The 26,081-nt window shown below is 43.7% G+C and carries 27 protein-coding genes; 22 read left to right on the top strand and 5 right to left on the bottom strand.

Going from position 1 to position 26,081, the window contains the following annotated elements; all coding sequences use genetic code 11:
* Positions 1 to 11 precede the first annotated feature (11 nt).
* The 17 genes from LLF92_09165 to LLF92_09085 all read left to right on the top strand — a co-directional run bounded on the left by LLF92_09165 (position 12) and on the right by LLF92_09085 (position 15,734).
* On the top strand, positions 12 to 749 hold the full coding sequence (locus LLF92_09165; GenBank protein MCE5341280.1) for a hypothetical protein: 738 nt from the start codon (positions 12 to 14) through the stop codon (positions 747 to 749).
* Positions 750 to 851: 102 nt separating this feature from the next.
* Positions 852 to 2,093 (top strand): phosphoglycerate kinase, encoded by a 1,242-nt coding sequence (locus LLF92_09160; GenBank protein ID MCE5341279.1) that lies wholly within the window; start codon positions 852 to 854, stop codon positions 2,091 to 2,093.
* Between the two features lie 106 nt (positions 2,094 to 2,199).
* Positions 2,200 to 3,894, top strand: coding sequence for a DUF4091 domain-containing protein (locus LLF92_09155; GenBank protein MCE5341278.1), 1,695 nt, complete (start codon positions 2,200 to 2,202; stop codon positions 3,892 to 3,894).
* A gap of 169 nt (positions 3,895 to 4,063) precedes the next feature.
* Entirely contained in the window at positions 4,064 to 4,912 is an 849-nt protein-coding gene (gene accD, locus LLF92_09150; protein MCE5341277.1) for an acetyl-CoA carboxylase, carboxyltransferase subunit beta, read from the top strand.
* Between the two features lie 66 nt (positions 4,913 to 4,978).
* Positions 4,979 to 6,028: a histidinol-phosphate transaminase gene (gene hisC, locus LLF92_09145; protein ID MCE5341276.1), complete on the top strand. Its 1,050-nt coding sequence runs from the start codon at positions 4,979 to 4,981 to the stop codon at positions 6,026 to 6,028.
* Between the two features lie 3 nt (positions 6,029 to 6,031).
* Positions 6,032 to 6,616: an imidazoleglycerol-phosphate dehydratase HisB gene (hisB, locus tag LLF92_09140; protein MCE5341275.1), complete on the top strand. Its 585-nt coding sequence runs from the start codon at positions 6,032 to 6,034 to the stop codon at positions 6,614 to 6,616.
* The gene (gene ispF, locus LLF92_09135) at positions 6,613 to 7,125 is read left to right on the top strand and encodes a 2-C-methyl-D-erythritol 2,4-cyclodiphosphate synthase (GenBank protein ID MCE5341274.1); all 513 of its coding nucleotides are present in this window, start codon (positions 6,613 to 6,615) and stop codon (positions 7,123 to 7,125) included. The genes hisB and ispF overlap by 4 nt, the downstream gene beginning before the upstream one ends.
* Before the next feature lie 74 nt (positions 7,126 to 7,199).
* Complete coding sequence (gene cysS, locus LLF92_09130) at positions 7,200 to 8,633, top strand: cysteine--tRNA ligase (protein MCE5341273.1); 1,434 nt, start codon at positions 7,200 to 7,202, stop codon at positions 8,631 to 8,633.
* Positions 8,633 to 9,103, top strand: a complete 471-nt coding sequence (gene ruvC / locus LLF92_09125) for a crossover junction endodeoxyribonuclease RuvC (protein ID MCE5341272.1) — start codon at positions 8,633 to 8,635, stop codon at positions 9,101 to 9,103. The genes cysS and ruvC overlap by 1 nt, the downstream gene beginning before the upstream one ends.
* A 27-nt stretch (positions 9,104 to 9,130) precedes the next feature.
* Entirely contained in the window at positions 9,131 to 10,315 is a 1,185-nt protein-coding gene (locus LLF92_09120; protein ID MCE5341271.1) for a PLP-dependent aspartate aminotransferase family protein, read from the top strand.
* 1 nt (position 10,316) lies between these two features.
* Positions 10,317 to 10,949: a hypothetical protein gene (locus tag LLF92_09115; GenBank protein ID MCE5341270.1), complete on the top strand. Its 633-nt coding sequence runs from the start codon at positions 10,317 to 10,319 to the stop codon at positions 10,947 to 10,949.
* The gene (gene ruvB / locus LLF92_09110) at positions 10,949 to 11,989 is read left to right on the top strand and encodes a Holliday junction branch migration DNA helicase RuvB (GenBank protein MCE5341269.1); all 1,041 of its coding nucleotides are present in this window, start codon (positions 10,949 to 10,951) and stop codon (positions 11,987 to 11,989) included. Before LLF92_09115 ends, ruvB begins: the two co-directional genes overlap by 1 nt.
* Positions 11,990 to 12,037: 48 nt before the next feature.
* Complete coding sequence (locus LLF92_09105; protein ID MCE5341268.1) at positions 12,038 to 12,994, top strand: N-acetylmuramoyl-L-alanine amidase; 957 nt, start codon at positions 12,038 to 12,040, stop codon at positions 12,992 to 12,994.
* A 1-nt stretch (position 12,995) separates the two neighbouring features.
* Entirely contained in the window at positions 12,996 to 13,808 is an 813-nt protein-coding gene (gene zupT, locus LLF92_09100; GenBank protein ID MCE5341267.1) for a zinc transporter ZupT, read from the top strand.
* Between the two features lie 9 nt (positions 13,809 to 13,817).
* Complete coding sequence (locus LLF92_09095) at positions 13,818 to 14,756, top strand: class I mannose-6-phosphate isomerase (protein ID MCE5341266.1); 939 nt, start codon at positions 13,818 to 13,820, stop codon at positions 14,754 to 14,756.
* A gap of 38 nt (positions 14,757 to 14,794) precedes the next feature.
* Positions 14,795 to 15,355 (top strand): hypothetical protein, encoded by a 561-nt coding sequence (locus LLF92_09090; protein ID MCE5341265.1) that lies wholly within the window; start codon positions 14,795 to 14,797, stop codon positions 15,353 to 15,355.
* A gap of 16 nt (positions 15,356 to 15,371) precedes the next feature.
* Positions 15,372 to 15,734: a hypothetical protein gene (locus LLF92_09085; protein MCE5341264.1), complete on the top strand. Its 363-nt coding sequence runs from the start codon at positions 15,372 to 15,374 to the stop codon at positions 15,732 to 15,734.
* 73 nt (positions 15,735 to 15,807) lie between these two features.
* Here the strand turns inward: LLF92_09085 and feoB are convergent, their stop codons facing one another.
* From feoB to LLF92_09070, 3 genes are read right to left on the bottom strand one after another with little or no spacing between them, the layout of a single operon-like run.
* Positions 15,808 to 17,859, bottom strand: a complete 2,052-nt coding sequence (feoB, locus tag LLF92_09080; protein ID MCE5341263.1) for a ferrous iron transport protein B — start codon at positions 17,857 to 17,859, stop codon at positions 15,808 to 15,810.
* Complete coding sequence (locus LLF92_09075) at positions 17,856 to 18,110, bottom strand: FeoA domain-containing protein (protein MCE5341262.1); 255 nt, start codon at positions 18,108 to 18,110, stop codon at positions 17,856 to 17,858. The genes feoB and LLF92_09075 overlap by 4 nt, the downstream gene beginning before the upstream one ends.
* A gap of 5 nt (positions 18,111 to 18,115) precedes the next feature.
* Positions 18,116 to 18,565 carry a metal-dependent transcriptional regulator gene (locus LLF92_09070; GenBank protein MCE5341261.1) on the bottom strand — a complete coding sequence of 150 codons (450 nt, stop codon included), beginning with the start codon at positions 18,563 to 18,565 and terminating at the stop codon, positions 18,116 to 18,118.
* Between the two features lie 224 nt (positions 18,566 to 18,789).
* On the opposite strand from LLF92_09070, the gene LLF92_09065 reads away from it, so the two are divergent.
* The 3 genes from LLF92_09065 to LLF92_09055 are packed head-to-tail and all read left to right on the top strand — an operon-like array spanning position 18,790 to position 22,024.
* Entirely contained in the window at positions 18,790 to 20,448 is a 1,659-nt protein-coding gene (locus LLF92_09065; protein MCE5341260.1) for a hypothetical protein, read from the top strand.
* Positions 20,449 to 21,159 (top strand): FkbM family methyltransferase, encoded by a 711-nt coding sequence (locus tag LLF92_09060; protein MCE5341259.1) that lies wholly within the window; start codon positions 20,449 to 20,451, stop codon positions 21,157 to 21,159.
* Between the two features lie 16 nt (positions 21,160 to 21,175).
* Entirely contained in the window at positions 21,176 to 22,024 is an 849-nt protein-coding gene (locus LLF92_09055; protein MCE5341258.1) for a glycosyltransferase, read from the top strand.
* Positions 22,025 to 22,032: 8 nt separating this feature from the next.
* Here LLF92_09055 and LLF92_09050 read toward each other — a convergent pair whose 3' ends face one another.
* Positions 22,033 to 22,740, bottom strand: coding sequence for a PEP-CTERM sorting domain-containing protein (locus LLF92_09050; protein MCE5341257.1), 708 nt, complete (start codon positions 22,738 to 22,740; stop codon positions 22,033 to 22,035).
* A gap of 304 nt (positions 22,741 to 23,044) precedes the next feature.
* Between LLF92_09050 and LLF92_09045 the strand changes: the two genes are divergently transcribed.
* Both LLF92_09045 and LLF92_09040 read left to right on the top strand, forming a co-directional pair.
* Positions 23,045 to 24,166 carry a flippase-like domain-containing protein gene (locus LLF92_09045; GenBank protein MCE5341256.1) on the top strand — a complete coding sequence of 374 codons (1,122 nt, stop codon included), beginning with the start codon at positions 23,045 to 23,047 and terminating at the stop codon, positions 24,164 to 24,166.
* The gene (locus LLF92_09040) at positions 24,153 to 25,055 is read left to right on the top strand and encodes a hypothetical protein (protein ID MCE5341255.1); all 903 of its coding nucleotides are present in this window, start codon (positions 24,153 to 24,155) and stop codon (positions 25,053 to 25,055) included. The genes LLF92_09045 and LLF92_09040 overlap by 14 nt, the downstream gene beginning before the upstream one ends.
* Here LLF92_09040 and LLF92_09035 read toward each other — a convergent pair.
* Positions 25,052 to 26,080, bottom strand: a complete 1,029-nt coding sequence (locus LLF92_09035) for a DUF354 domain-containing protein (GenBank protein ID MCE5341254.1) — start codon at positions 26,078 to 26,080, stop codon at positions 25,052 to 25,054. The genes LLF92_09040 and LLF92_09035 overlap by 4 nt on opposite strands.
* Position 26,081 lies beyond the last annotated feature (1 nt).

Raw genomic sequence — 26,081 nt, 5'->3', positions numbered from 1 at the left:
GATTTCTCGGTATGAACGATAAACAGCTCGAACAAACACTTGTTCTCATCAAGCCGGATGCGCTTAAAAACTCAATTACTGGATTTATATTTTCTCAATTATCCGAGTTTCACACTGGTGCAAGATTCGCTGCCGCCAAAGTTGTGAGCGTCCCAAAATTGCTCGCCGAAGAGCATTACGCCGAGCACGTCGGCAAACCGTTTTTTGATTCCCTGCTCGAATATATTATGGGCCAAATACATTATACCGAAGAGAATAAATGGAAACGCAGAGTAATCGCGATTGTTTATCAGGGCGAAGGCCAGGGCGTTCTGGACAGAATAAGAGCGCTTGCCGGCCCCACTAATCCGCACAAAGCCAGGGAAGAAAAGCCCGGCTGCATTCGTGCGCTCGGCACTGTTGTAAATCTCAAAGACATCGCAGGCAACAACATCGGAGACAGATTGGACAATCTGATTCACACATCCGCCTCACTGCCCGAAGCTGAAAGAGAAATCAAGCTTTGGTTTATGCCAAGTGATATTCCTCCGATGATGCGTGCATATCCGACAGCGACTTGCCCGACGCATTACTATTATAAGGAAGGCCGGCTGCATAATAATTATGAGCCCGGCAGTATGCTGCTTTTGGCGCCCGGCGATTTGGTCTGGACGACTGACTTGGAAATCCTAAAGAGCTATGAAAATGGCGAATGCAAAAAAGGCAGACTGAATACCGTCGCCGCGAAATATCTTATCAACAGAATATAAAGTTAAAATAAAAATTTCTCTGTGGCCTCTGTGTTCTCTGTGTTCTCTGTAGCTATAAATAGAGAATTCTGTGTCTAAAATAACAAGGAAAGGATAACTGTTATGGCAAAAAAAACAGTAGCAGACATTGATGTAAAAGGTAAAAGAGTTTTGATGAGGGTCGATTTCAACGTCCCCATCGACGCCAGTGGAAACATCACCTCTGATAATCGTATCGTAATGGCATTGCCGACAATTAAGACAATCGTCGAAAAAGGCGGCAGAGTTATTCTTATGTCCCACCTCGGCAGACCCGATGGCGAAAAGAAACTCGAGTTCACAATGAAGCCCGTCGCAAAAAGACTTGGCGAACTTCTTGGCAAAGAGGTCTTTTTCGCTGACGACTGCATCGGCCCGAACGTAAAGGCAAAAGCAATGGCGTTAAAAGATGGCGAAGTTCTGCTTCTTGAAAACGTCCGCTTCTATAAGGCAGAAGAAATCAAAGACAAAAAGGCAAAAGACGACGCCGCACTTCGCAAGACAAAAGACGATTTCGCCAGACAGATTGCCGAACTTGGCGATGTATATGTCGATGATGCGTTCGGAACAGCTCACCGCGACAACGCTTCAATGCTCACAGTTCCACAAATGATGGGCAGCAAACCAAAGGTTGTCGGTCTCCTCGTTGAAAAAGAACTTAAATTCCTTGGCGATACAATTAATAATCCGGTTCATCCATTCGTTGCGATTCTTGGCGGCGCAAAAGTTTCTGACAAACTCGCTGTTATCGAAAATCTCTTGAGCAAAGTTGATAGAATCATCATCGGCGGCGCAATGGCTTATACCTTCTTCAAAGCAAATGGCAGAAAAATCGGCAAGAGCCTTTGCGAAGACGATTTTATTGAAAAAGCAAAAGAACTGTTCGGCAAAGCAAAAGCCGCGAATTGCGAATTGATTCTTCCGATAGATGATGTGATTGCCGCAGAGGTTAAGGAAGGCGCCGAGAATAAAGTTGTTACCGGCGACATTCCAGACGGCTGGATGGGTCTTGACATTGGACCGGCTTCGAGAAAGCTGTTTATAGATAAACTCGCAGATGCCAAAACTGTTGTTTGGAACGGTCCGATGGGCGTTTTCGAAAAGAAGCCGTTTGACGAAGGCACAAAGGCAGTCGCACAGGCAGTTGCAGATGCAACACAGAAAAACGGTGCAAAGAGCATCATTGGCGGCGGCGACAGTGCAAGCGCAATCAAGAAGATGAAGCTTTCTGACAAGGTTACCCACGTCTCCACCGGCGGCGGTGCAAGCCTTGAATTTCTCGAGGGCAAAAAATTCAAAGCCATCGAAATTCTCGACGAAAAATAATATAAATTATTTGGCCCCCGGACCCGTGCCGGGGGTTTTATGATAAATCCCAAAAGGCCGCTGATTTCACCCATCGGCCTTTTTTATTGTATTACGGAGAAAAAAAATGCAGCATAAATCAATATGCCACTGGATATCAATTTTTGCTTTACTATTTTTATTTACTGCCACAGCCCATTGTAATCCACATCTGCAAACATGGACAATCGACCCTCTGACAAAAGTTTTTAAAGACACACAGCTTACTAATTCCGATGTGCCATTTACCGAAGTCGCTCGCGGCGAATACGCGACGCTGCAAATCGTCGTCCGCTCTGACAAAAAAGTAGAATCATTAACTGCTTCGCTTGAACCGTTAATGCTCAACAAAACTCACAAACTCGAAAACATCAAAATACGTTTCGTCGGCTATATCCCTTACAAACTCTCTGCCGCCGAACCATCCTCAGATCGCCTCGTTAGTCCCCCTGCTATGTGTCCGGACATTTTGCTCGACGACAAAACGATAACACTTGAACCAAATCAAAATCAGCCGATATGGCTCACAATAGAAATCCCGACAAACACCGCGCCAGGCATTTATACAGGCAGTATAAAAATCGCAGGTTTAGCTGCCGGCCAACCTCTCACATCGAGCATTACAATCCACGTAAAGGTTTACGATGTTACACTCGGCAAATCGCGTCTTTGGCTGACGAACTGGTTTTATATGAGCAGGTACCGCCAGACAGAATCCACTGACGCTAATCTTGCCAAACTGGAAAAATTTTCGCCGACATATTGGGATTTGATGCGTAAGTACGCCCGCAATATGGCGCAGCATCGCCTGAATATGGCGTTGATTTCGCCGCTTGAAATGACAGAATACTCTTTCGCACCGGATGGCAGATTTAAGTTTGATTTTACTAATTTCGACCGTGCCGTCAGAATTTTCATCAATGAAGGCGTAATTGGCAGAATCGAAGGCGGCCATCTCGGCGGCAGGATAAACAACGAATGGACGAACCAGTTCGAGACTTATATTTACAAATTAAAATTCGGCAAATTCATAAAAACCGGCGCCGAGCCGTCCAGTGCCGAGGCCGTTGATTTTTATTCACAGTTTCTGCCCGCACTTGCCGAGCATCTCAAACGGAACAACTGGCTGAACATCTACTACCAGCACATCGCCGACGAACCGATAGTCGGAAATGCGAAAAGTTACGACTCGTTTGTCAAACTGGTTCGCAAATATGCTCCGCAGTTTAAAATCATAGAAGCCTGCCACACCACGAAGCTGACCGAGCCGATTAATATATGGGTTCCGCAGCTTAATTACCTCAAGCAGAATTTCGATTTTTATAAACAACGTCAGCGTTCAGGTGATGAAGTCTGGTTTTACACGTGCATGTATCCGCAGGGCGAATTTGCCAATCGCTTCCTTGAACTGCCGTTACTGAAGACGCGGATTTTGCACTGGATAAATTTCAGATACGGCATTACCGGCTATCTCCACTGGGGCTATAATTTCTGGAACAACAATCCGTATAAAAACATTGGCTTTGAGCACACAAAAATGCCGGACGGCGACGAGTGGATAGTTTACCCCGGCATAGATGGCCCGCTTGATTCGATTCGTTTTGAGGCGTTGCGTGACGGCGTGGACGATTACGAGCTTTTGAGTATGTTAGCCGAATCGAATCCCGATGCCGCGATGAGACTTGCCGCAAAGCACGTTGCAGCATTTGATGAATACAACGTGAACATTAAGACATTCCGTCAAACTCGCCGCCAGTTATTGGAAATGCTCGCGAAAAAATAATTGTGCCGAAAAAGGCCAACAATTTAACTCATCGATCTTTTGGTATTCCGGCAAATTTACACTCGATTTTAAGTTGTTTTTATGTTAATATCTCGCCGGTTTGTTTAGGCGGACTATACGCTGTCCCCTGACCTCTGAACCCTAATTAACTATGAACATTACGGAAAAAATGGCGAAAAAACCACAATCACAATGGGATGGCTTTAGTTTAAAGCCGCGTAAGGAAATGCCGGCAGGCCTTTGGATTAAGTGTCCGGGCTGCTCGAAAATGCTTTTCAAAAAAGCAGTTACAGAAAATCAGGACATTTGTCCCGAGTGTAATTATCATTTCCGCGTTGGCGCAAAGGACCGCATTGCGTACTTGGCTGACGAAGGCACATTTGAAGAGTTTTTGGCGAATATGGTTACAGCAGACCCGCTGAATTTCACATTCCGCGGCACAACATACAAGGAACGCGCAAAGGCATCCGAGAAAGTCGCTGCCGGCAAAGAAGCAATGCTGGTCGGCAAAGCCTTTATTAAAGGCCGTCCAATTATGATGGCCGTTATGGATTTTAACTATCTTGGCGGCTCGATGGGTGCGGTTGTCGGCGAAAAGCTCTGCTCTGCCATTGAAAAAGCGATAGAAGACAAATTGCCTCTTTTAGTCGTAAGCGCGACCGGCGGCGCAAGAATGCACGAAGGCGTCGTTTCTCTCGCCCAGATGGCCAAAACCAGTGCCGCTCTGGCAAAATTAGACGACAACGGCGGCCTGTTCATTTCCCTGCTCACAGACCCCACAACTGGCGGCGTGACAGCAAGTTATGCGATGTTAGGCGATATTATCATAGCCGAACCCGGTGCTTTAATCGGTTTTGCGGGTCCAAGAACGATTTACGAAACGATAAAGGTTGAACTGCCGGAAGGTTTTCAGAGAGCCGAGTTTTTGCTCGAACATGGCTTTGTCGATATGATTGTACACCGTAAAGACCTGCGAAATGAAATCGCCCGTCTGATTGATTATTGCTGTAAGAAGTAACAACATTTAAAACGTCATAAAATCTCACTTTCCAAACGGCATTTTTCTGCGTATAATTCCCTGTCTATGAGTTATTTCCGTGAAAATATAGAAAAAATGACCGGCTACGAGCCCGGCTTTCAACCTGCCGACTCTGAAGTCGTCAAACTTAACACCAATGAAAATCCGTATCCTCCGAGTCCGAAAGTACTTGAGGCAATCCGGGATCTTTTGCCGCCGCAGTTGCGAAAGTATCCGCAGCCGATGGGCGATACGTTCAGGCAGGCAGCCGCGAAACTTTTCGGCGTTGAACCTGAAAATATTATCTGCACAAACGGCGGCGACGACTTATTAAATATGGCAATCCGCGCAATTTGCGATGAGAACCGTCCGGTGGCATACCCAACTCCGACATATTCGCTGTATCCGGAACTGGCAAGAATACAAAACTGCCCTGCTATCGAAATTCCGTTCGACAGTGAGTTTAATCTTCCGCCGAAATTAGTTTCCGCAGACGCAGCACTTACTATTGTTTGCAATCCAAACGCGCCGAGCGGAACATTTATTAAAGCGCAGGAATTGCGACAGCTCGCGCAGGAAATTAAAGGCGTGCTTCTGATAGACGAGGCGTATGTCGATTTTGCCGAAAGCAATTGCCTGGAACTTGCAAAAAATCTGGAAAACGTAATTATTCTTCGTTCATTAAGCAAGGGCTATTCGCTGGCAGGTTTGAGATTCGGTTTCGGCATCGCGAATAAGAACCTGATTAAAGGTTTGATGAAAGTAAAGGATTCGTACAACGTCGATGCTTTGGCGATTGCGGCCGCGACGGCAGCTATTGAAGACCAGAAATATCACAAGGAAACCATCGCGAAAGTCAAAAAAGAACGCAAGTTACTGACCGAAAAGCTCAAACAGCTTGGTTTTGAAGTGCCGCAAAGCCAGACGAATTTTGTTTTCGCAAAATCTGTCAAAATGCGTGCGATAGATGTTTACGAAAAATTAAAAGAGCGCAATATATACGTCCGCTACTGGGCGTATCCCGATATAAAAGACAAATTGAGAATTTCAGTCGGAACGGCTGAAGAAAACAAAAAACTAATAACAGCATTAGAGGAAATTCTTTCAAAGGAATGAGCAATGGCTGACAGAAAAGCAAAAATTTCACGCAAGACAAACGAAACGGATATCAATCTTCAAATCAACCTTGATGGCCAAGGCAAATACGATTTAAACACAGGCATAGGCTTTCTCGACCACATGCTTTCGCACTTGAGCAAGCACAGCAAAATCGACATAACGCTCAAAGCCAAAGGCGACCTTGAAGTTGACCAGCACCACACAGTTGAGGATGTCGCGATTTGTCTGGGCGAAGCGTTTATGCAGGCACTCGGCGATAAAAAAGGCATCGCACGTTACGGCAACAGTGCTGTGCCGATGGAAGACGCCCTGGCGAACATCGCATTGGATTTGTCCGGCCGACCGTTTTGCGTTTACAACGTTCAATACAGAACTGAAAAAATCGGCGATTTCGACGTCGAGTGCGTTGAAGAATTGCTGCGAAGTTTCGCAAATCACGGCAAGTTTAATTTGCATATAACTGTTCCACATGGAACAAACAGCCATCATATTGCCGAGGCGATTTTTAAGGGAATCGGCCAAGCGCTCGGCCAGGCCGTTAAAATTGTTGGCAAAGATATTCCAAGCACAAAGGGTTCTCTGTGATTAGTGATTTAAACTATGAATATCGAACAGGCATCGGCACCGACATTCACCGACTCGTCGAAGGAAGAGAACTAAAGCTCGGCGGAGTCACGGTCCCTTTTGACAGAGGGCTACTTGCGCATTCTGACGGCGATGTCGTGCTGCACGCGTTGATTGACGCTGTTGTCGGCGCAGCCGGTATGGGCGATATCGGAATGCTTTTCCCTGACAGCGACCCGCAGTTTAAAAATATCGACAGCAAGGAACTGACACTCAAAACGAGAGATTATATCGCTTCCAAAAATTGGGAAGTTGTAAATATCGATATTATCGTCAACGCTGAAGAGCCGAAACTCGGCCAATACAAAATGCAGATGAAAAGATGTATCGCGGATTTGTTCGGCATTGATTTTGTGAATGTAAACGTCAAAGCAAAAACAAACGAAGGCCTCGGCGAAGTCGGCAACGGCCTGGCAATTTCCGCGATGGCGAACGTACTTTTGAGAAGAAGAATAAAAAGAACATTATAGGGTATAGGGAACAGGGTATAGGGTACAGTTCACTGAACCATACCCCCTAAACCCTATCCCCAAAAGGTATTTGAATGGATATAAAACTTTACAATACATTATCAAAAAAAATAGAAATATTTAAACCTCTTCAGGAAGGCCGTGTCGGAATGTACAGTTGCGGGCCGACGGTTTATTCGCATCCGCATATTGGCAATTTCAGGAGCTTTCTCGTTGCTGACCTGCTCAAGCGATTCCTCGAGTTCAAAGGCTTTAAAGTTACGCACATTATGAACATTACCGACGTCGGCCATTTGGTTGACGACGCAGACGAAGGCGCAGATAAACTCGAAGAAGCCGCCAAAAAACAGAAGAAAAACCCGCTGGAAATCGCGCAGTTTTATACAGACTCATTCATGCAGGCAAGCAAACTGCTCAATATTAAATCGCCTGACAAACATCCAAAAGCAACAGAGCATATCAAAGAAATGATTGAGATGGTTCAATCGCTGATTGACAAGGGTTATGCTTATGTTGTCGGAAACAACGTTTATTACGATGTTACGAAGTTCAAAAACTACGGCCAACTCTCCGGCAACACGCTTGAAGATGTAAACGCCGGTGCAAGAATAGAAATAAATCAGGAAAAGAAAAATCCGCAGGATTTCGCATTGTGGAAACACGACCCGAAACATTTACAGCAGTGGCCGAGCCCCTGGGGCAATGGTTTCCCCGGCTGGCATATCGAGTGTTCGGCGATGAGTTCTAAATATCTCGGTGCCGAATTCGACATCCACACCGGCGGCGAAGACAACATTTTCCCGCATCACGAATGCGAAATTGCGCAGTCCGAAGCGGCGAGCGGTAAAAAATTCGTGCATTACTGGCTGCATACAAGATTCCTGATGTTCGATGGCGAAAAAATGTCGAAATCCAAAGGCAATCTCTACACGATTCAGGAGCTTGTCGAAAAAGGATTCAAAAAGAATGCGATTAGATATTCTCTTATCTCGTCGCATTACAGACAGAATTATAACTTTACGTTCGAAGGCATAAAAGCCGCCGAGCAGGCAATTGACAAGATTCAACAATGCGCAAATAGACTCGCCGAGTTGAAAAGCACCGCAAAAGCAGGCGAAGTCAGCCAACAGATAAAGGATTTGTCTGATAATTGCCTGAAAGATTTCGATGAAGCATTGTCTGATGATTTGAATATCTCCAAAGCATTGGCAGTTGTGTTTGATTTTCTTCGCGAAGCAAACAAGGCACAGGATGCAAATTCCGCCGAGGCTTCCGCCCTGCTGGACACCATAAACAAAATCGATTCGGTTCTTGGCATTCTCGAAGCGGCAGGCAAAAGTGAAATTCCAGCGAATATCATAGAGCTTGCGGAAAAACGCAAAGCCGCAAAAGCTGCAAAAGACTTCAAAGCCGCTGACACTGTCCGCGCCGAACTTACCGCTCTTGGCTGGACGGTCGCAGATATTCCCGGCGGTGGTTATAAACTCAAAAAAGCCGGAGAAAATTAATGATTATTCTCGGCATTGACCCCGGCCTGCATATTTGCGGATATGCTGTTATCGACGCAGACAGGAACAATATGAAGCTGCTCGAGGCTGGTATTTGCCGAACAAATACAAAACTGCCTATAGAAAAAAGACTCGTGCAAATCGCGCAGGATATAAATTCGCTGCTGGCGAAGTTCCGGCCGGAATATATATCGGTCGAAGAGTTGTATTCGCACTATGCCCATCCGAAAACCGCAATCTTGATGGGACACGCAAGAGGTGTTATACTTGAGGCGGCGTGCAGGAACGGCACAAGCATCAAAAGTTTCGCGGCGACGAGAATAAAAAAGTCGCTGACAGGAAATGGAAGAGCATCGAAATTGCAGATGCAGAACAGCATTAAAAGTCTGCTGGGTCTGGCGAAAGTGCCCGAACCGGCGGATGTCGCCGACGCGATCGCAGCGGCGCTTTGCTGTGCGAATACGATTTGACGCATGATTAGACTTAAAAAGGATTTTATGAAGAAAAAAGTTAATAAAAAAGCAGGTTTTTCAACAACGGCTGTTCACGCCGGCGAGATACGATACAACGAATACGGCTCAATCACAACGCCTATTGTTCAGACATCGACATTTATTTTCAAGAACGTTGACGAGATAAAACAACTCGCACAGGGCGTAAAAGACAGATTCGAATACGGACGATACGGTAATCCCACACAGGTCGCAGCCGAGCGGAAGCTGGCGGCACTGGAAAACGCCGAGGATGCCGTTCTGTTCTCGACCGGTATGAGCGCGATTACAACTACGCTCTTTGCGATACTTAAATCCGGCGACCACATCATTCTCACTGACGACGCTTATAAACGCACACTTGATTTCGCGTTAAAATGCCTGGAAAGATTCAACATCGACTGCACCGTCGTAAAAATGGGCGATTATGAAGCGATAAAAAACGCGATAACGCCAAACACAAAAATATTCTTCTCCGAATCGCCTACGAATCCATACCTGAACATTATGGATTTAGACAAACTAATGAAAATTTTCAAAGACAGAGGAATTCTTGTAATTTCCGACAGCACTTTCGCAACGCCCTACAATCAAAAGCCGCTTGAATACGGCATTGATTTGGTAATCCACAGCGCGACAAAATATCTCGGCGGACACAACGACCTGCTTAGCGGCGTTGTACTCGGAAGAAAAGAACTGACCAGTTCTATTCGTGAATATCTGAAAATCACCGGCGGCTGCATCGACCCGCACTCATCGTATTTTCTTATCCGCGGCCTGAAAACATTCGAGCTGCGTATGCAAAGACATAACGAAAACGGCCAAAGAGTCGCAGAGTTTCTCGAAAAACATCCGAAAGTTAAACGCGCTTATTATCCCGGTCTGAAAAGTCATCCGCAGTACAATATTGCCAAAAAGCAGATGAAAGGTTTCGGCGGCGTTGTTACGTTCGAAGTAAAAGACGACGTCAAATACGTACTGGACATATTGAGCAAACTGAAAATTATCTGCATCGGGCCAAGTCTGGGCGGCGTAGAATCGTTAATTACGCACCCTGCCACAGTAAGTTATTACAAAAGCACCAGAGAAGAACGTTTGGCTCTGGGAATCAAAGACGGACTTATACGGCTTGCGGTCGGCATCGAAAACGCAGAAGATATTATTGAAGATTTAAATCAGGCGCTTGCATAAAATGATAGCACAAATAGAAGGAAAACTCGTTCACTTGGACAGCGACAAGGCACTCGTACAGGTCGGTCAGATTTGCTATGAGGTTCTTGTGCCGGGATATTTGGCAAGTCTGCTCGCAGGCAGAATCGGCAAACCGATTGTTCTTTCGACAATGGAATATTACGAAGGAACGCCGGGCGGAGGAAATTTAATACCGCAAATGGTCGGGTTCATGAGCAGCGGCGAAAAGGATTTTTTCAAGCGATATACAAGCGTAAAAGGCATCGGCATTAAGAAAGGGTTGAAATCTTTGGCAATGCCGATATCGACAGTTGCCGCCGCGGTGGAAAACGGCGATCAAAAAACGCTCACCGCCCTGCCGGGAATTGGTAACAGACTCGCCCAGCATATCATTGCCGAGTTGAAAGGCAAATTGATAAGTTATGCCACTGACGTTCAGACATCATCGACGAAGGAAGAAACCGCACTTGCCGGCTTCCAGATTGAGGCGTTGGAAATTCTAATCGCATGGGGCGAAAAACGAAACGAAGCGGCTGAATTAATTAATCTCGCGTGCAAAAAGCATCCGAATATTAAATCGGCGGAAGAACTTGTACCATTGGTTTACAGAATTAAACAAGGAATAGAAGTTTAATGGCAATAGACAGAGTTTTAAATAGCGATTCTATGAACGAGCAGGAAGAGAACTTTAACGCTTCACTGCGGCCGGTAAATTTCACTGAATGTATCGGCCAGCAGAGCGTAAAGGAAAAACTCGGCATTGCCATCGAGGCTGCGAAAAAAAGAGGCGAACCGCTGGAACATATATTGTTTTACGGCCCGCCGGGACTTGGCAAGACAACACTTGCACACGTCATCGCCAACGAAATGGGAGCGAAGATAAAAACAACCTCCGGCCCGGCACTGGTAAAGCAAGGCGATGTGATGGGACTTTTGAGCAATGTAAATACCGGCGATATTTTGTTTATTGACGAGATACACAGACTAAGCACTGTCGTTGAGGAATTTATTTATCCGGCGATGGAAGATTTCCGCGTGGATTTTACCGTTGACAGCGGAATGCACGCAAAGACTATAAATTTCCCGCTGAAAAGATTTACACTTATCGGTGCAACGACACGCGCAGGCCTTTTAAGTTCACCGTTGCGCAGCAGATTCGGAATGCTGTATCACATGGATTTTTACAGCGTTGGTGAGCTTGCCGAAATAATTGCCCGCTCGGCAAAACTTTTAAATCTTGCCTGTCAGGACGGCGCGGTGGAACTCATCGCCGCACGAAGCAGAGGCACGCCTCGAATTGCGAATAGACTGCTCAAACGCGTCCGCGATTATGCGCAGGTAAAAGGCAAAGGCAAACTGACTACTGATATTGTTACCGCATCGCTGAAGATGGAACAAATCGACGAACTCGGCCTTGATGAATTAGACAGGTCGTTCCTGCGTGCGCTGGCAAATATCTATAACGGCGGCCCTGCTGGTATTGAAGCAATCGCCGCAACGCTCGGCGAGGAAAAGGACACGCTGGAAGACGTTGTCGAACCGTATCTGCTGCAAATCGGTTTTCTGCGCAGAACGAATCGCGGCAGAGAAATTACCGAACAGGCGTGCGAACATCTGCGTATTACGTTAAAAAATAGAAAACAACAGAATGACACAGAACTTTTTGAAAGTTAATTCTGTAACTATGAAAACTCTGAATCATAAAACAATAAGGGAATAAGAATGAAAAGGATTGTATCACTAATTTTACTAACATTTGTTTCGTTGACGCTTACCGGCTGTCAGCAGCAGGCCGCAAAAACATCCGGCAAACTCGCCGATGAAAAACTAATAAATGCTTACTACCTCGCGGGCAAGCTCTATATGAACGTTACGTCCACAGACGAGGAAAAAATCAGTTTCGCCGATTCGTTTAACAAGGTCGTGCTTGATTTCAGAAATGATCAGGTCGTTGTAAACGGAAAAGCAATCGGTCCGGTCGGCAAAACTAAAAAAGCCGATGGAATGACTCTTGTGCGTATGTCGCTGCTGAACGAAATTAAGACCAAACTCAACAAGCCAGTTGAAAAACCTGTTGTAGTTGCGCCGACACAGCCGAAAGTTATTACGTTGCCGGAACCTCCAAAGCCGAAGAAAGTTACCGGCAAGACTATCGTTATCGACCCCGGCCACGGCGGTCAGGACCCAGGCGCCAAGAGCGTTCAAGGCTTTTATGAAAAAACGGTAAATCTCGACGTCGCTCTTCAGATTGCCGATATGCTGCGTGAAACAGGACACCGCGTCATAATGACCCGCGACAGCGATGCGTTTCTCGAACTCGAGGAAAGAGCCGGCGTTGCCAATCGCGCCAAGGCAGACGTTTTCATCAGCATTCACTCCGACTCGGCTGCGAGAAAAAGCGCTAACGGCTTTTCCGTATATATCGCACGCAGCGCATCGGGCGCTGCCGAAGAACTGGCTGAATCGATTGACGACCGTATGACGCGAACAAGCATCAGCAGTAATGGCGTGAAAAAAGCCGACTATCGTGTGCTTGTGCAAACTCAATGCCCTGCCGTTTTGATTGAACTCGGTTATTTGTCGAACTATTGGGAAGCAAAGCAGCTTAAGAACGCAGCTATGCAGAAAAAACTCGCGCAGGCAATTGCTGATGGAATTACAAATTACCTGAACAAATAATATGTTTACACAGAACGTTATATTCGCGTTTGGTTTAACTCTTTTTGCGGGTCTTGCCACCGGTATCGGAAGTGATATGGCGCTTGTGGCAAAAAAAACAAGCACGCGATTCCTCGCCACATCAATGGGTTTTTCCGCAGGCGTGATGGTTTATGTTTCTCTTATCGAAATTTTCAACAAAGCAAAAATCGGATTGATCGCCGAACTGGGCGAAGCGAAAGGCTATTGGTTCACAGCGGCGGCTTTTTTCGCAGGCATCTTTATTATAGCGGCAATTGATAAACTAATCCCCGGCATTGACAACCCGCACGAAATAAAAGACATTGAAAGTATCGGCGATGTAAAAGCGGCAAAAAATTTCAAAGGCCTTTATCGTACCGGATTATTTATGGCTCTTGCAATCGGCATACACAATTTTCCGGAGGGACTGGCGACCTTCACCGCGGCATTAAAAAATACTCGTCTGGGTATTCCTATTGCAATCGCAATCGCGATTCACAACATCCCCGAAGGTATCGCCGTTTCTGTGCCTGTCTTTTACGCGACAGGAAGCAGAAAGAAAGCGTTTTGGCTCTCTTTCCTTTCAGGTATGGCCGAGCCTGTCGGGGCATTGATAGGATATATTATCCTTGCCAATTTTATGAGCAATATACTAAATAATATAATTTTCGCGTCTGTCGGCGGAATTATGGTTTTCATTTCAATCGACCAATTGCTGCCGGCGGCGGAAAAATACGGCAAACATCATTACGCCATTTACGGATTTGTCGCAGGTATGATTGTAATGGCGGTAAGTTTATTAATGTTTGTATAAAGGAAGAAAATGAATCTGTATCCATTGAAATTCGAACCAATTTATAAAGAACTCATCTGGGGCGGCCATAAACTGGTGAATATACTCGAAAAAGATTTTCCACAAGATAAAAAAATCGGAGAAAGCTGGGAGCTTGTTGATTTGCCGAATGATAAATCGCATATTTCCAATGGCGAATTTGCCGGCCTGACAATTTCCGAAGTTCTGCAAAAATATCCGCAGCAAATCCTCGGCAGACCATACACACCGCCGTTTGGTCTGCTGATTAAGTTTATCGATGCTGCTGATTTTTTAAGCGTTCAGGTTCATCCTGACAACGAAGCGGTAAAAAAACTCGGCTCCGGCAGTCTGAAAACAGAATGTTGGTATATTATCAATGCTGAAAAAGACGCGTGCATTTACAAAGGCCTGAAAAAAGGTACAACAAGACAGCAATTTGAAAAATCAATAAAAGATGGCTCGTGCGCCGAGCTTCTTAACAAAATTCCCGTAACCCCCGGCGAGTGTCATTTCCTGCCTGCCGGAACCGTCCACGCGATTGGTGCAGGTCTGCTTGTTGCCGAGATTCAAACGCCATCTGACACAACATACAGAGTTTTCGATTGGAACAGACTGCAAAACGGCAAACCGCGACAACTGCACATCGAGCAGGCACTCGAAAGCATTCACTTCGGACAAAATGCGGATGAGCTTTCCGTAAAATCATCGGGCAGACTTGTCGATTGCGAATATTTCAAAGTCGATAAAATCACCGCAAGAGCAAATTTATCAAACAGTGTTCCCCGTGGAATGAAAGTGCTTATGATAATCGCAGGTAAGGGCAAAATCACTTCCGCCAATACAGAGTTTGTTGACTTTTCAAAAGGCGAAACTATTTTGCTGCCCGCCGAATTTGAAGGCAAAATCACTTTCGCAGAGAATACCGAGTATTTGCAGACAACAATTTGACTTTTGACAATTCGTGCTCTTTAACATACAATATTGTTATGTTAAAGCCTGAAGAAAATCCGCCGGTAATTTGGCCCCCTGATAAAAGCATTCAAGACTTTCAGGGGACATGGTGGGTTGCACATACCAAAAGCAGAAATGAAAAGGCGCTTGCATGGCAGATGCAGAGAAAAAATATAAGTTATTTTCTGCCGATGACTGAAAAAGTTTACAAAAAAAGTCGAAGAATTTTCCGCTCGATGCTGCCTTTATTCAGCGGTTATGTATTTTTCTGCGGCGATGAACCGCAAAGACTTGAAGTCCTGAAAACAAACCGCGTCGCAGGTCTTATCGAAGTAAAAGACCAGCAGCATTTAATCAGCGATTTGCTTCCGATTGAAAAGGCTATTCAAAGCGGCGCCGAACTGGCGCCTTATGATTACATAAAGGCCGGCCAGCGTTGCAAAGTCATAGCAGGCCCGCTTATGGGAACAGAGGGTATAGTGTCGAACGACCAGAACAAAACAAAGCTTATTCTGCAGGTCGATATGCTCGGCAAAGCGACGTGTCTTGAGATTGATTCTTCTCTGCTTGAAGTTTTATCCGAAAGCACAATCTAAACTGAAAGGGAGTTTTATGAATTGGCTGAAATTTATAGCGATTTTGCTTGTCATTGACGCGATTATAATAATCACCCGGCCGGACTTCGTAAAATATTATGTCGGCCTGCTCTCACAAGGCATGAAAATATACATCGCGGCTGTTATCAAAGCGGCTTTGGGAATAATTTTTCTGTTCGGAGCAACCGACAAATCAACACTGCCCTGGCTGATAATTGTATTTGGAATCCTCGCTATCGGCGGTGCGGTCTTTATTGTCGCTATGCCGCAGAAATCCAGAATGATGGCGAACTGGTTTGCACACAGAAGTTTTTTAACCATCCGGTGTTTTGCGATTGGATATTTGCTTATCGCCGCACTGCTCGTTTACGCAGCGTAATTAAAGCGATAACTGCACCCTGACTGCCAATATCGTCGCATCGGGCGTATGTTTATTATTATTCCAAATATGTTTAGAATCCGAGAAATCTCCCGCCCTGATAAACAATCAGTGTTATAATATACGCCATCGCCGTCAAACCTGCAAATTGCAGAATCGCCCACTTCCACGCACCGGTTTCCGTGCGGGTAACGATAGTCGTCGCGATACACGGAGCACTGATAAGACAAAACAGCATCACGCAAAATCCCTGCAAAGGCGTATAATCATTTCGCAGCCTCTGCTGCAGAACGGCCACATCGTCGTGCTCGCTCATCGCGTAAACAATGCTCATCTGCGAGACAAAAACTTCCTTGGCCGCAAGAGCGCCTATCAGTGCGGTGGCAATTTTATAATCGAATCCGAGCGGCTTGAGAACCGGCTCCATTATCGCTCCTGTCCTGCCGATTATGCTGTGCTTGAGCGTGGCGGTCTGTGCCTGCGATTGGTCCATATTCGCAATCTGCTGTTTGTCGATTCGCGGAAACTTCGAAGCCGCCCAAAGGATTATCGAAATCACAAGAATAGTCGTGCCCGCTTTTTGCAGATACAGCACGCCGCGTTCCCACATGTGTATTAAAATAGATTTGGATGTCGGCATTCGATAAGGCGGAAGCTCCATCACATACGGAACCGTCTCGCCTTTTAATAATGTAATCCGCAGAATTTTAGCCGCTATAACCGCCAGCGCAATACCGATAAAATAAATCAGCCACATTACAGGCCCACGCCATCTTTCGGCAAAAAACGCAGGGATAAGAAGAGCATAAATCGTCAGTCTCGCTCCGCAGCTCATCAGCGGCATAATCATAATCGTGGTAATTTTATTGCGTTTGTTCTCAAGAATACGACAGGCCATAATCGCCGGCACCGAACAGCCGAAGCCGATAAGCATCGGAATAAAACTCTTGCCGTGCAGACCGATTTTATGCATAAACCGGTCAGTAACAAACGCTGCTCGCGCCATATATCCGGAATCTTCGAGAATCGCGATTGCCGCGAACAACAACAGAATATTCGGCAAAAACACCACAACGCCGCCGACGCCGCCGATAATCCCGTCCACCAAAAGCGATTTAATCATACTCTCGCTGCCGGCCGGCCAAAAATGCGTAACAGTATCGCCGAGCCAACTGAAAAAAAACTCCAGCCAGTGCATTGGATATTCGCCGATGCGGAAAGTCAAATCAAAAACAATATACATCATCGCCAGAAATATCGGCAGCCCCAGAAATTTATTTATAATTACCGAATCAATCATATCGCTGTGATTATGTCGGGTTTCCGCGGTAATTTTCACCGCTTCCTGACAAGCGCCGGAGATAAAACCGTACCGCCGGTCTGCGATAATAATTTCAGGCTCCTCGCCGAAAATATCCTTCAAACGCAAAGTGCTTTCGAGAACAGAGACAATAATTTCTTCGTTCTGAATATCTTTCAAAACCGCCGCGTCCTGTTCGAGCAATTTTATAACAAGCCATCTGTTGTTTTGCAGTTCGCTGAACTTCTGCTGTAGTTTTTCAATCTCGTTTTCAATTTCTTTGCCGTATTTAATCAGCCCCGCAAGATTTTTCGCAGGCTCATTCGCGGCCTTTATAACAGTGTCGAGAAGCTCGTTAATGCCCTGATTTTTATTGCCTACAGTCTGAACGATTTTAACATTCAGCAGCACGGACAATTTTTCAATATCGAAAACAAGCCCTTTGTGCTTCGCCAAATCGCTCATATTAAACGCCAGTACCAGCGGAACATCAAGCTCCATCAACTGCACTGCCAGATAAAGATTGCGTTCGAGATTCGAGGCATCAACCACGCTAACCACAACATCGGGCTTTTCCTCGATTATGAAATTTCGCGTAACAACTTCCTCTGTCGAATAGGCCGTCAGACTGTAAGTCCCCGGCAAATCTGTAATTTCAAGTTCATAATCTTTATAACGACAAACGCCCTGCTTTTTCTCGACTGTTACGCCGGGATAATTGCCCACGTGCTGACGCATACCCGTCAGCGAATTGAATATAGTTGTTTTGCCGCAGTTCGGATTGCCCGCAAGTGCGACAGTTATTTTTTCTTTCCCATTAATCATAGCTTTAAATTTTCCACCGGCCTTACAAAAATTTTCCCCGCCATACCTCTTCCAAGAACAATCCGTGTACCTTTTAAATTAATAACTAAAGGTCCCGGATGACCATTGTTGATTATCCCGAATTCTACGCCCGGCAAAAGTCCCATCGCCGCAAGCCTTGCTTTAAGAGCCTGACCTGCGTCTATTTTTATAAGCTTGACTTTCGAATCATCAACCGTGTCTTTCAATAAAATTTTTTCCTGTATAACCATAGAAATTATGCTTCTTTCGAACGGCAATAATTCTGAAAATCAGCGATAATATCCGTTCCTTTTTTGCTGTAATTAGTTGAAAACTCGGTGAAATCCAGCAGTCTGGAAATAACCACCTGTCCAAGAGCATGTTCAGCCTTGCAGGCCGCCTGTTCAGCAGTCTGCTTGTCAACACCAAGAACATTAACAAAAAACGATTCGATAATATTATGCCTGCTGACAACGGATTTGGCCTCTTGAACGCCTTTTTCCGTAAGATGAATAAAACCGTAAGGCCGATAATCAACTAAACCCTTGTCATTTAACAACTTAAGTGCGCCTGTTACCGATGCTCTTGTAACGTCGAGAATATCGGCAATATCCCTGCTTCTGGCGACTTTGCCTTCCCGGCTCAAGTTATAAATCGCCTCGATATAATCTTCCAGCGACGAACTTAATTGTTTAGTTATAGTCATTATCATACCCCATATTATTAGGTACGTCTAATATAGTTAGTTATGCCTAACTTTTCAAGTGAAAATTAGAAAATTTTAAAATTTATGGAAAAAAGATGTTTTCTGGGGTAAATTATGGCCAGTTTGTTTCGTATAGTAAAATGTCATATCCGCAAAGGCGGGTATCCAGTACCCCTCGTGAAAAACGGGGGTTGAAATTTTTGGTTCGGATTTGGATACTTTAAATGGGCAAAAAAGATATTCCTCAAAAAAATATTAAACAGGAAACAATAAAACCGGAAAACAAAAAAAAGTTCTGGTTTTTCACAGTTTTAATTCTCGCATTATTTTCAGCGATTGTCCTGCACGATATTACCAGGCCTTTGTATGGAATGCACAGTTGGGCGCAGGCCAGCGGCGCATGGGCGGCACGTTCGCACGTAAAATATGGTTTGGCATACACTAAATTTTGTTCGACATGGGCTGTTGGTATGCCGCCGACCAAAAATCCAGACCGTTATTGGGATCATCCTCAATTGAACGTATTGGTCGCGGCAGGTTTCATGAAAATTCTTGGCATAAACGAATGGGGCTTGAAAGTTGAGGATATAATTATAGCATTGCCTGCCCTGCTGGTTTTCATTTTAATGATAAAGGATATTTCAAACAGTGCGCTCGCATTGTTATCCGGATTTATTTATGTGGCGTTTCCGCTCACCGGCTATTTCAGTATGGGCGGCTGGCCTGTGCTGATGGGGTATCTTTCGATGTGGATGTATTTGATAGTATCAGGCCATACGCCGCGAAAGATACGAAAAATACATTATGTAATTTTGGCGATAACGCTTTTCCTCGGCGTGCAGTTCAGTTGGGTTGGATTTTTCTTCGCGATGGGCATCGGCGTCCATTACGTACTCGGCTGTATGTTTAAAAAGAAGATGCCGTATTGGCCTTTAGTGATAATACTCGCCGCCGCGCCGCTATTAAGCGTATGCCTGAATTTCACCGTTATGGCCGCTGGTTACAACTGGGACATTAGCAAAATTTCCGCGCTTTATAAATGGCGCGCCGCTAAAGGCGAAATGGAAGGAGTAATGCAGCAGGGATTCGATTGGGGCAAGTGGTTCGCAAAGATGTGGGAGCACGCTTCGACGAACTTCACCATCCCAGGCCTTATCATCGCGATTGTTTATTTCATATTTGGTCCGCTTTTTATCTTATCGCTGAAAGAGAATTCAGCAGGCAAAAAAGAATTAAAATATCCATGTTTAGGCTTGTTCTTCCTGATTCCATTCTTCCAGCTTTTCATTCTTAAAGGCTGTCTCTGGCAGCATCAGACGTGGGAAACGCCTTTGACACCGTTTCTTGCCATCACTATTGCCCTTGCGATTTTGAGCGTCGGCTGGTTTCTGCGGCTGCTTGCGAATAAATATGCCGCTCTTACAGTTCAGGCAATTCTGCTCGGCGTATTATTGGTTTCCTGCTTTTTCGGAACAAAATATTATTATGATATCCGCTGGCAGGCGCCGCAAAAAATTGAACTTTTCAAAAAACTTAATATGCAAATTCCGCCGGACAAAGCGCTTTTAAGTTTTGAGGATTTTATTGTAAATCAGAACGAATCGAAAGGCGGCTTCATCAGGCCGGAAATCGCCTGGTATCTCGACAGGGAAATTACGCCCGCTCAATCTTATGAAGAAGTCAGGCAATATGCCGTTACGGGTCGGTATCCATATTATCTGTGCCCCGCCGTAGGCGAATTAAAACCTTTAATAACAAGGCTTTCGCAGGATTATCCGTATGAAGTTATCGACGGCGTTAACGGCGAAAGAACAAAATCCGGAAAATTCCTAAAAGCTGGAATGTATCCGTATATTATTTTTAATCTAACTGAAAAAAAATAAATGTTGAAAGAAATACTAAACCCTAAACATTTGATAAGATGCGTCTTAAATAGATTTGGATTGGAAATCATAAAAGCGCCACAGTCATATGGTTGGCTTGTCGATGAGAACATTAAAACGATTCTGGACATCGGAGCTAATGTCGGACAATTTGCATTTCGAATGCATAAAATTCTACCCCACGCAAAAATATATCCATTCGAACCTCTTCAGGATTGTTACAAAAAACTTTGCAGCAAAACAAAAAACAACACCAAGTTCCTGTGTTTTAATTACGCATTAGGCAGCGAACAAGGCAGACAACTAATATATCATAACGAATTCAGTGACAGCTCATCGTTGTTACCTATGGAACAATTGCACGTAGATGCTTTTCCTTTTACAAAAAATGTAAAACAGGAATATATTGAAATTCGCACGCTTGATTCCGTGGCCGAGACACTGGAACTCAATAAAAACATTCTTATCAAAATGGATGTACAGGGATTCGAGGACAAGGTAATTTTAGGTGGCGAAAAAACTATCAGTCTCGCCAAAATTTTAATTGTAGAAACCAGTTTTGAACCTCTTTATAAGGGACAAATCTTATTCAATGGTATGTACGAGCTTTTAACTTCTAAAGGTTTTACCTTCAAAGGCTGTGAAGACATATTATACCATCCCAAAACCGGAAGAATTTTACAGTGCAATAGTATCTTTGTACGTCAATAGTTTAATTTGAAATAAAATGGATTATAGCAACGTTAAATACTCTACAACCAAAACATTAATAAAATGCAATAGCTCCCTGCCAAAAAATGCTGCTAAATTAGACGGCGGGTTACGCAAAGCCGGTTTTTGCAAATCCTCAAATAATACAGCACCTTTAATAACCATCATAACCGCAAATTTCAACGATGGCAGACATTTAGAGCAAACAATTTTAAGCGTCCTCCGGCTTGAATATGATAATATCGAATATATTGTAATCGATGGAGGTTCAAAAGACGAAAGCGTTCAAGTATTAAAAAAATATGAACATGCAATTGATTATTGGAGGAGTGAACCCGATAGAGGTATTTACGATGCCATGAATAAGGGCTGGGATATTGCAAACGAACATGCTTTTATTTTATTTTTAGGTTCTGGTGATACAATAAAATCACTCCCTTCAGACATGACCGTATATAAAAAAGAGGAAATCATTTATGGAAATGTTATATTAAGTGAAAACAAAGTTTTTACATCTGTTGCGGACAGTAGGCTTCGTTTTCGCAATACTTTACACCATCAGGCTTTATTAATCAACAAATCCATCCACACTAAACCGCCATTTAATATTAATTATAAAATAAACGCTGATTTTGATTTCAATCAGCGTTTATTTAAAATGCATTATAAATTCACAAAAGCCGAAAACTTTTTAGCCGGCGCTTTACCTCACGGAATAAGCAGTACGATTAATTTTGAAAAATTCAATATCGTAAAAAAAAACTATGGAATATTTTCTGCTTTTTTAGCACTTATATTCGACTTGTGCTTTATTCTGCGAAAAATTGTATATCCCATTGTAAAGACCACCAGAATATCTATATAAATAAATTTTTATTTTTTCATTCTTCTTGCTAAAGCTATGCCTACACCTAAAAAAAGCATTGTTGCAGGTTCAGGAACAGCTGTAACATAATCTATTGATAAATCCCCGAAATATTGAGGAATACCTTCATCTACTCTTGAAAAGCATATCAAAAGCGTATCGATAGCTAAATCGTTGCTGGCTGTCAGCATCACTTGATCATTCCAAAGAACACTAATTACATCATCAGTTCTTTTCAAAGTTATTTGAGAACTGCCGGAAGAAGCAACTGTATTTACTCCTGAATCATATACATACGATGGTTCCATTATTCTTGCATGCCTTTGGCCGTTAGCATTTGATCTCCAATCGAGATATCCTCCCTGCGTTACAATGGTAGCACCACTATAAAGCCTGACAGATATTGCTTGACTTGTTGAAAGCCCTGCATTTGAAGTCCATGCGATTCCGCATTTAACTTCAAAATCATCTGGTGCCGAAAATGCCTGTTTAATATATGCATCTCCATCATAATTGACATTGATTAAATCAACAGCAGTAACATTTAATTTACCACCTGTTTCATTATAAGTCCAACCTGATGCATTTGCAAATCCAACATTCCAAGCAGAATCGAGAACGCCATTATCGAAATTATCGCTGATTGCGGCCCCAAGAGGATAAGAAATAAATAATACAACTGCCAAAATTAAGACTGTTAAATTTCCCGTTTTCATTTTCTCGTCTCCCAAAAAAATTTGTTTAATTACCAATTTTTCAACATAGAAAACATTGTTTTGTCGAAATTCAATGGGAAATTAAGAAGATTTGCTCCAGACCGTACCGTCCGAAGACTACTGATTTTCTCATTCCTAACTCCCAAACTGCATCTGCAACCTTTCAACCATTCTATCGAACAAAAAGAACAATTCAAGTTATTTTTCGATGAAAATGTCTAAATAAACTTTAAAATCGGTAAGTCTTTGCACAAAAAGTAATTATAATAGGTACTTTTTATTAAAAGCAAACAATTTCAGTTGTTTGTCAAACAAATCCGATTATACTTTATGGAAACCGATTTTTGATACTGTTATACTAATCGCAATTGAATTTCTCCGCAAATCCGCGGGGAAGTGCTTTGAGAATCTTACTCTTTCAATCGCGGGAATTTACTACCCTGAAGGGTATAATTTGAACAAAATTAAAAAAATCATAAAAACAGCCATATTTCTGCTTTGTGCAGGATTTATAGCGAAGTATTTTTACAGCAATTGGGATTCGCTGCAAATTTCGTTCAAAATCGACAAATTTTCTTTTTTGGGCATCGTATTTTTTTCTTTCACCACCCTGCTGACTTATTGCTATCGCTTTAAAATAATAACGCATAAGTGCAGCGGCATTAATCCTCCCTTCTGGCAATGGTTCAGCGTAGTTCTGCTGGCGAGATTTTATAATACATTCTTCGCTCCATCCGGCAATATTTACAGAGGCGTAGAACTCAAAAGAAAATTCGGAATATCTTACACTGATTACATAAGCGCAGGCATTTCGTTTACATGGATGGATTTGACTCTCGATTTGATTCTGGCGTTCGTGATTATTCTGTTCACCAAACCGGATTTCCAATTAATCGGATTCAAAGCTTATCAGGTCGTGGGTGTGATTACCGCCCTTATTATTATCATGCCTCTCGCAGCATATTTTATCCTAAAAGCGATTCCTGTCAAAATGCAGACGCTCGTCTGGACAAAATCTAAATTGTCGCAGGTAATATCTGCAACTTTAAATAACGTAAAAGATTTAAAATATCTTGCGAAAATCATTGCCTGGGGACTGCTTGTTACAATCCAAACTTTATTCGTTTATTATTTAATCTTTATAAGTTTTAACTTCAAACTGCATATCCCCGCGTTGATGCTTTTCTATGCGCTGCTGAAAATCTCATCGGCATTCATCATCATCCCCGGCAATATTGGCATACAGGAAATCGCGTTCGGGTTTTTGAGCAGCGAAATGGGAACAGGAATGGCCGAAGGCATCTTAATCTCAACCGTTATGCGAGTGTTAGGCACGACGTTAGTAATCATCATCGCTATTCTCATCGGAGGCAAAGGTTTATTCTCAAAAGAGAAGCTAAAGGAAATCACCAATGAACGGCTCTGATGGCCTAATCACGGTTGGAACTGTAAATTGGTATTCATCTGACTATCTGGAGAAGTTATTCAAAAACTTACTGGAAAAGGCCGCAAGTCCCGAAAAAATTCGATTTCTAATAATTGACAATACAAACGGCAAAGACGCGGACATTGAAAAGCTCAAATCGTTATTTCAAAATATTACCATCGAGAAAAACAATCCCGGCAATTTAAAAGGCTCCGCAGCCCATTCTTCAGGCCTGAACGTCTTAATGCAGAATATTCACACACCGTATGCCCTGATAATTGACCCCGATGTCCACGTATTCAAAAAGGAATGGGATAAATTTTTAATAAATTTACTGAATCAGAACCATATTTTCGCCGCCGGCGTTTCATTCCCGCCCTGGCAGTTGGGAATGTATCACAATTTCCCAAATCCGGTCTTTTGTTTTCTCGAAACCGCCGCGTACCGCAGTTTCGCGCCGGAATGGTCTGCTTATGATGTGAGCAAAATTATTTTATATTGGGATTTTTTAAGAAGAAACCTGCTGCGGTGTGGAATTTTAATCAACAGACAGTTGTATGAAAATTCCACGTTGGCAAGAAGAATCTGGTCATTTCTCGAAAGAGTCGTCGGCGTATGCAGCAGAGACACCGGCTGGCGCAGAGCCGTTAAAGCAAAAAATAACAATATCAAAACGCCGCTGTTTGTCCCGAAAATAGTATCATCAAAAAATTTCACCGCAGACAATCCGCTTGATATTTTGGCGAAATATTTTGAGTTGTATTGCCACGGAAATGAACCGATACTCACTCATAAATACTCTACTAATTCCGCGGTATTCAAAACCATTAAATCAGGCGATTCTGATTTATGGGGGCGATGTATAGAGCAGATTGAAAAATTGTATTAACTCCTGGTAACTTCTTCAGCTATACGGAACATAAATTCGTTTATGTCTTCGCTTTCATCTAATAGTTTTTTGCGCCTTGGCTGCCAAAGCTGTTTAAGATTATCAGTATTCAGCAGTTTTTCCGCGATTACAACCCCCGCATCGAAATCCTCGCAATTATACATCAATTGATATTTCTGCTCCATTGCCTGCAAATAACCAAGCGGCAGCGGATTAGTGAATATCGCAGGCGTTCCCAGCACAGCCGCTTCTGCAGCCATTGTCGCGCCTTCGCCGATATACAACTTTGCGAACGCAAGCAAATGATGAACCTTCTCCGGCGAGACAGGGATTTTATATTTCGCCATTGAAAGCGGCAACTGTCCTTCCGAGCTGATTATAACTCTGCCGTACTTCGACAACTTTTCAACAATGTCAAGATATTGCGATTCGCTGTATCCATGCAGACCTTTATCATGAGCCGCCGACCATGAAACCATCCGCATCACAATAAAGGGTTTGTCAATTTCAATCCCCGCATCAGTTAGAATCGAAGCGTCAGGCGAAAAATATTCAGGATTCAAATACGATTGCACCCAAACGCCTTTAAATTTTCGCTCACGCTTTCCGTGATTGCCAAGATACCCCAGCCCCGTCATAATTATCGAAACGAAAGGCAGCCCAAGCATTCGCTGCAATTTTGCGTGTTCTGTATCTTCCTCGACAATCCGCGGAATCCTCATCAGCATCCCAATCAGTCCGATTGTAACGCCGGTTTCCGCAATCAGAATATCAGGCTTGAAACGCCGGACAATAATCCACATCAGAACATAACGCAGAATTAATTCACGCAGCATCGAAAGCATACCGCCGGCCTGATGACTAAGGCAGATATACTTGATATTTAGATTTTTCAGCAAATCGAGTGTAACATCTTTTCCGCGTGCAGTTACAAGAACCTTATCCCCATTTTTTCTGAATCGCAGAATGAGATTCTTGAAAAAATGAACCTGCGAAGGATGGCTGATATCGACTATGGCTCGCATT

The sequence above is a fragment of the Planctomycetaceae bacterium genome, from assembly GCA_021371795.1.
Classification (GTDB): Bacteria; Planctomycetota; Phycisphaerae; order Sedimentisphaerales; family UBA12454; genus UBA12454.
The sequence above is the reverse complement of the archived record's forward strand: the minus strand, read 5'-3'. Positions and strand labels throughout refer to the sequence as shown.